This window comes from Novosphingobium beihaiense (genome assembly GCF_022832375.1).
In the GTDB taxonomy this organism is placed as follows: domain Bacteria; phylum Pseudomonadota; class Alphaproteobacteria; order Sphingomonadales; family Sphingomonadaceae; genus Novosphingobium; species Novosphingobium beihaiensis.
The window spans coordinates 20,829-27,915 of record NZ_JALHLG010000039.1 but is presented as its reverse complement, the minus strand read 5'-3'; the positions used below and the strand labels follow the sequence as shown (position 1 = coordinate 27,915).

General features: G+C 62.7%; 5 protein-coding genes and 1 pseudogene. All 6 read right to left on the bottom strand.

Annotation, left to right across the window (positions count from 1 at the left end; genetic code table 11):
* Positions 1–167: 167 nt before the first annotated feature.
* Complete coding sequence (locus MTR66_RS17480) at positions 168–443, bottom strand: hypothetical protein (RefSeq protein ID WP_243923394.1); 276 nt, start codon at positions 441–443, stop codon at positions 168–170.
* Positions 444–665: 222 nt separating this feature from the next.
* The gene (locus MTR66_RS17475) at positions 666–884 is read right to left on the bottom strand and encodes a ribbon-helix-helix domain-containing protein (protein ID WP_243923396.1); all 219 of its coding nucleotides are present in this window, start codon (positions 882–884) and stop codon (positions 666–668) included.
* Positions 885–919: 35 nt separating this feature from the next.
* Positions 920–1,575 (bottom strand): annotated as a pseudogene (gene parA / locus MTR66_RS17470) (ParA family partition ATPase).
* A gap of 65 nt (positions 1,576–1,640) precedes the next feature.
* Positions 1,641–4,613 carry a MobF family relaxase gene (gene mobF / locus MTR66_RS17465; RefSeq protein WP_243923392.1) on the bottom strand — a complete coding sequence of 991 codons (2,973 nt, stop codon included), beginning with the start codon at positions 4,611–4,613 and terminating at the stop codon, positions 1,641–1,643.
* Positions 4,610–5,374, bottom strand: coding sequence for a ribbon-helix-helix protein, CopG family (locus MTR66_RS17460; protein WP_243923390.1), 765 nt, complete (start codon positions 5,372–5,374; stop codon positions 4,610–4,612). The genes mobF and MTR66_RS17460 overlap by 4 nt, the downstream gene beginning before the upstream one ends.
* 322 nt (positions 5,375–5,696) lie before the next feature.
* Positions 5,697–6,911 carry a replication initiation protein RepC gene (gene repC / locus MTR66_RS17455; RefSeq protein WP_243923388.1) on the bottom strand — a complete coding sequence of 405 codons (1,215 nt, stop codon included), beginning with the start codon at positions 6,909–6,911 and terminating at the stop codon, positions 5,697–5,699.
* Positions 6,912–7,087 lie beyond the last annotated feature (176 nt).

Genomic DNA, 7,087 nt, shown 5'->3' with positions numbered 1-7,087 from the left:
CAAAGCCACACGGCTAACCACCGCTTCATTTGTGCAACAAAGCCCCTCACCGAGCCGTTAAATCGGCTCTTCCTGGCAAAACGGCTTCCTTGTCGAGCCGTACAAGGGCCTGCGAGACAATGTTTTCCGACACCCGTTTGGCCGACGCCATGGGGACGCGGAATCCGTCACTTACTCGTCCAGGTCCAACCTTCTTGCGCCAGGGCTTGTTCGATCCATAACGCGACATGGCCCGACGGGCCGGAGCAGTACCAGTCCAGATAGTTTCCCTCTTCCCGTATCCATGCGACCATTTCGCCAGCGCCACGCAGAGAGTACGATACGGTACCTCCGTCCGGAGCGGTCCACTCGATATTGGCGATGGCCGACCACAGCTCCACGGCTGCGTGTCCGTCTGCACGGATACGGTCTCCGACAAGGCGGTCAACGGCGAGCTCGAACATCTTCCGATGCCGGAATATCCGGGAGCTTGCACCGGCCTCATTTGTCCCCATGTCCGTCATGACCGGCAAAACAACTCTTGCTGTACCAGCAAATGCTCCCGCTCAGCCGGACCGAAGCGCTGGACAAGAAACTCCACCTTCGCTCGCAATCTGAGCTGACGGTGGTCTCTTTTGCTCATCTCAAAACTGTCCCGCATCAATTCCTCCGTCTCGCCGGATATCTCATTTCCCGATAGGACTCTCGCCATACTTGCGCAGCACGTCATCGAACGCCTCGGCCATGAGGGCCTGCAAGTTCATACCGTGGCGGCGCGCGCAGGTATGCATGGCGAGCGACATTTCAGGCGAGAAGTAACCTGAGATCGCCTTGCGGCCGATACGACTCGCAGTTGTGGGCTGCGAGGACATAGCGGGCGGGTTGGCCGCAGTCTTGGGCGCCATTGCGGCCACCTTGTCCGAGAGATTGGCGAACCGGCTCATCGAACGCCCTCCGGAACCTGTGAGGGTGTGAGCATGTTCAGGCGTTCACAAGCCCACAGGTGAAGCTGTTCGATCTCGCGGGCCGCCTTGCCGTCCGGCTCCAGCTCGAAAGCGGTGGCGCCCGCCGCACTGGCATGACGGTAGACGGCCCGGTCGGGCACGATGAAGGGACAACACTGCGCGCCGAACCGGCGACCAGACTTCGGGCATCGTCATAAATCCGGGGCGCGTTGGGCGGCCCGGCGGTGAAGATCACATGAGCAGCCTTTCCGACCAGCCTGGCAAGCTGGATCGTGGTGCGGATCGCGGCGAGATCGAAAGCGCTGGGACGACAGGGAATCAATACAAGGTCCGCCACCTCGATCGCCCGGGTCGCGGCACTATCGGCGTGAGGCGGCGTGTCAATCACGATGAAGTGCGCGCCCTGGGTCTTTGCCGCCTCCACCTTGGCGGCGATACGTGGCGGCGCGCTGTCGATGACTTCTGGTGGACGTCCCTTACGCCATTCCGACCACTGGCTGGCCGTGGCCTGCGGATCGACGTCGATAATGAGACCGACCTGCCCGGCGCGTTCGGCCGCTGCCGCCAGATGAATAGCCAGCGTCGTCTTTCCGGCTCCGCCCTTTTGCGAGATGATGGCAATCGTGGACATGTTCATGCGTCCTCGTGTTCACATGTGAGACTGTGCAGGTGTGAAGGTGTGCGAGCACCGCATCGTCAGCGCTCGATCTGGAAGTCGCGGGAGATTTCGCCGCGCTGAGGTTCGCGATCGCGGCCGAGTTCCTTCTCCAGCGCCAAGTCGCGTTCCTTGCCGGCCATCTGGCCGTTGCCGGGTTCGAAGCCCAGCTTGAGCGCCAGCTTCATCAACTCGCTGCGCGGCATATCCGGCAGGTTCCCCGCAATCTCGAGCGCGCTGGTCTTGCCGCCCGCATTGCGGGCAATCCCCCGTTCGAGCGCTCCGGCATTGTCAACTACCAGCGTGATATCATTGGCGACGCGGGTAGCGGCGACCAGAAAGGACCGGGCCGAGTTAAGCAGCCGCTCCTCCTCCCGCATGACCAGGATACCACTTTCGCTGGTGAGGCCCTGCGCGGCATGGACGGTGAGCGCATAGGCGAGATCGAGCTTCTCCAACATCGGATCACCCGCCTTGAGATCATGAACCTGCCCGCCGGTCGTCCTCACCGTGACCCTATCGGAATGGACCGACTGCACCTGCGCCAGCTGATTATTGAGCAGGCCGCGCTCCTTGTCGTTGGCGGTCCAGCGGATGCGGTCGCCTTCATGGACGGAAAGCTGCTTCTCCTGATGGATCGAAACGGCATCGTGCTTCAGGTTGCGGGCAAAGCGGTGCGGCTCCAGTGCCCGGACCGTTCCGTCCGGCATCCGGAGGGAAACGACGCGCCCTTCCTGTCCAATCACAACGCCTCGATCTCCTCGGACGAAGCCTTGGCGTGGCAGACTGGTGTTGAACTCGACGACACGCCCATCCTGATAGGCGCGCATCTGCCGTGCGCCCTCACGGGTAATCATTACGCGATCGTGCACAGCAAGGCGCAGACCGTCGCGGCCAATCTCTCCGGCCATCTTCAAACGCTGCTGAACAGCTTCATTGACGGCCCCGCGCATCGAACGGCTGAGTGCGAGCAACACCGTGTTCTCGCGCCGGTCTTTCGGGAGAGATGTCCAGAGTTCAGCCGCATGGGACGCGGCGGCATCCTTGCGGACTTCCAGCGTGTTATCCTTCAAGGCCTCGAAGGCCTTGGCGATATCACCTTGCTCCAACGCGGCATTCACCGTTTTCATCAGCGGCGAGGCCGCGCGCAGGTTCTCGGTTATATGCGAAATCGGCGCGCCGTGCTCCTGCGTCACCTCGAAGGGCTTGCCCGCCTCGATGGCCAGCAACTGGCGGGTATCGCCTGCCATAATCACCCGCTCGGCACCCAGAATATTGCCAAGCCGCAGGATTTGCTCGAACTGGTGATTGGGCACCATCGAGGCTTCGTCGACCATGATGAAGGAACCGGCGATTTCCTCGCGCGCGGCGGCCAGGCGATCGGGACTGGCCGTGCCATCGAGCACGCGGGCATGACGCGCCAGAAACGAAGCGATCGACTGCCCAGGTGCCCCGATCTTCTCGCCAAATTCCCGCGCAGTACGGGTGGCTATCGCCAGGGCGTGAACCCGATGGCCGGTACTGTGCGCGACAGCAGCCACCGGCCCCAGCGCGGCCGACTTGCCCACACCCGCGCCGCCCTGCACATAATGGACGCGGTTGGAGGTCGAGAGAATATCGACCGCCGCGCCCTGCTGGCCGGGATTGAGCCGCCGCAGGCCTAGTTCACGGGCCGCTTCCTGAACACGCACCGCCGCATCCGGGCGGTCCAGCAAGGGCGTGGCGACGCCACGAGCATCGCGCAAGTGCGCAAGGATCGCCTGTTCGAGACGCACCATCATCTCCGGCGTCACCATTCGCGCGGTGCCAAGGAGCAGGCCTTTCTGTTGCAGCAGATCGATCCGTGCCTCGATGCCAGTTACGGTCACAGGACCGATACGGTCCAGCGCCTTGCCGATCAGATCGAGCCGGTCGAAACCTGCCTCGCGTTCGGACAGTTCGCGTGAAGCCGAAGCCACAGCTTGGGCGGCAGCGTAATCTCGCGGGGCAAGACGCCCCAGACGTTCGGGTACAAGGACATCGCCATCGCGGGGACTGAGACCCATCGCGGCGGCCATAGCCTGCCCCTTCGCGCCCACGCCGCGAATGCCCTCGACCACACGCCCCCACATAGACTGGCCCTTGTCGAGCCTACCTATCGCCTCGCGCACCAGTTCCTTCGCATCGAGACCACACTTCTCCGCCAGCTTCGCCCAACCCTTTCCGCGCTCTTCGGGATCGATAATGGCATCCTTGCTCCGGCGCGTTGTCAGCGCGACAAGTTCGCGTTCGCGGGGGGAGGATCGTCCTTCGGCTTGCAGGGCAGCGCGGATCTCCTGCGAGCGCGTGGAGAAGGCATCGATCACATCGCGGTTTACGCCCGTGATTTCGAATGCCCCGTCAATCGGATTGCGGGCAGGCTGCGTGTTATAACCCAACCCTTCGATCCGGGAACGCAGCTCGGCGTTGAACACCGCGCTGATCGTATGCTGGCGGGCGTAGAGTTCATCGTTCTTCAGCGCGTGCCATTTGCCGTCCGAACCTTTCGTGACGTTGGCTATCACCGCATGGATATGGAGTTGGGGTTCCTGGTTGCGGTTGACGTCGTGGAGGAAGGTGGCGGCGAGCAGGTTGCCGGTCCGCTCCGTCACCTGGTTCGAGCCGTTCCAGACGCGGGTTTCCGCAAGGTTTGTCTCGATCCAGCCCAGCGTCGATGCCACCGCGCCCCGTAGTTCGGCAACGATCCGTTTGTCGCCGCCAACCAGCGCCAACAGCGATACAGACTTCGACGCCGAAAAGGTAAGATCGAGCCCCGGCCGGTGCTCTCCGCGCCGTGCATCGAGCTGGGTGCCATCAGGCAACTTGCCCGCCAGAATCCGCTCAAACACGTCGGGATCGACGATGCCTGCCAGCCCCAGATCTTCGGCGGCCTTACCCAGCCATGCACTCTGCTCGGTGCCTTCGCGTGCGGTGTAGTAGTTGTCGGCCGCATAGTAGCTCGCCCCATCGCCGCTGACCGCGGCGATCGAAATCATGGCTCGCCTCCCGTTTTCTCGGGGGCGAGAACCGGGCAGCGGTCGAGATGACGGGATTGGGCGTAGAGTTCGCAAATCCCGGCATCGGCTGAACCGAAAAGCTTCAGGGAGAGCGGCGTCGCCAGCCAGCGATAGGGCAGCACGGTGGCAAGCAGGATCTCCCCGACCATGAGCGCCGCCACGGCAGATAGGCTGAGCGCACCGAGCTGCCAGCCTTCGAATGTCCAGTCGCGACCGAAGTGGAAATGGAATTGCCGACGCGACCGGCGCATCGCGGTCTTCATTGCTGCAAGGTCTGCACGGATAGCGGCGAGACTTGCCGGTTCACGCGTGGCCGCAAGCACGTCGTCCTTCAGCTCGGCGATCAGTTGCCGCACCTCGACTATCTTGCGCAGGAACGGCATGGAGCCATCCCGAAAGCGTTCGATCATCTCATGGGAGAAGTGCACCTGAGCATCGCGGTTGGCGTCCTCGGTGGCGTTGAACGCCTTGACCAGTTTCTTCTCCCGCCGGTCCCAAGAGCGGGCCAAACGATCGAGATCGATGCTGAGCTGCTCGACTTTGAGGGCAAGGCCCATCGCCGCCGCCGCATCGATCGGCGCCGCGGGCGGTTCGAACATCGGCCGTCCCTGTTCGTGTGCTTTGACCGCCTCCTCGGCGAGCGCACGCAGCAGGTCCGGCCGGGACTGGCCCAATTGCTCTGCCAAGCCATCGAGGCGCCGGAGCAGCGCGTCGTCGTAGGTAACGTTTACCTGGCCCATGGCGGAGCCTCCCTTCCAGCGGCTCTAGGCAAGGAATGGCGGAATTGCGGGGTTCTAGGTAGTGCATAGAACACGGGCCTAGGCGCGTAGAACGCCATTCTGAGCTTTTCTGGGCCGCCTAGTCTGCACCCGAGGCCATAGAACGGCGGATTTGCGCGGGGTTCCCGATGCCAGCGAAACGCTAAGCCATAGCGTGGAGTGTGAACACCACTTCTCTTCGCATCCTCGAGGGATGGGCTGATCCGGGGGCTGGCTCCGGGAAAACGAACCCTGTTGCCAGTGGGGCAAATGCGGCCGTGAGGCCGGACGTGCAGACTGCCATTCATGGCCGAACCTCCAGGTCGAAGTTCTTCAGGACCGACGACAGAAGCCCCTTCATGAAGCACCCTTCGTCATCGCTGCGTGCATCTCGCGACAGGCTCCCCGGAAGTTCCCGGTCGAGGTCCATACGAAGTCCTGCGAGCAACATGCCATGCAGATTGACGCTGCCGGACTTGGCCCTACGGGCGATACCGAAGGCGCATCCTCCAGGCTTGCGGACATGGTAGGGATCGTCTTGGGGCAACCGGGCGTTGCGATCGATGACGAGGATCGTGAGCGCTGCCGCTTCGCGCCCCAATCGATCGCAGAGTTGGCCCCAGGCCCTTGGGGCGATACCAAGCTCGACGCAGGACTGCGACGAGGCCTCGACGAGATTCGCGGCGCTTGGTCCGCCCAGCAGTTCCACCTTCGTCTGGTAGTCCGTGGACGCCAGCAACATCGCCTGCCGTGGCGAGACCTTCGCACGCTTTTCCCTTGCCGAGCCCATACAAGAATTCTTGGAAGGTCTTTTCAGGGTATATGGTGCGTCCGAAATTTCCGATGCGTTGGCAATTCCTGCATCTCCATCGGAAATTTTGGCGTCGCCAGAAGCTGCGGCAATGACCGCGTGCACGGCCTGCAGTGCCTCGAGCAATTCCTGGAGGCGCCCTCTATCGGTCAGCCGCGAAGTGCGTCCGCCGGGCAGGATCAAGTCCATGCGCAATATCGCGCCCTCGTCGCCGCAAGCTCGAATCTGGCGACGGACCAGTTGGATCTCGCCGCGCAAAATCTCCTGCGCTGCCCTCTCCTCATCGAGGTCCTTCCGGAGCTCCAGAAGTCTGAGCAGCATCTCCGGATCGAGCAGCGGAGCCAGGTTGATACCGGCCGCCCACAGGATGTCCTTGGCGCCGCCGCGCTTGCCGCAACGGTGTCCATTCCTCCCGAAGGTTCGCTGAATCAGTCCAGCATCCTCAAGCGACATCTCGATGTTCCAGACCTGCCGGACACTGCAGCCGAGTTCCTGGGCCAGCGTATCGACGCCTTGCCAATGCGCGCAGATCGCCCCCTCCCGAAAATCGCCTTCCCGGCACCAGTCGATCGAGATTTCGAGATAGCGAATCTGGCGAGCGTTGAGGCCGAGGCCTTTGCGGCCGATGTCCCGGATCAGTTCGATCAGCCCACGCTTGCCCTTGATGGTCTCGCACAGGCCATCGTGCCTCTGGGTGACGCTTACCATGCGGCACCTCCCGCAAGGTTCGGCCTTGCAGGCGATTCGCCAATGGCGTAATGTTTCCGGGTAGCTACTGCTTCATATCGACCGCTGGAGAGGATAGCCGTCCTCCCAGCGGTTTTTCGTTTGCGCCATGGATCCGGTGGGTCGCAAAAATGTGTTCCGCGTACATTTCGCGAACC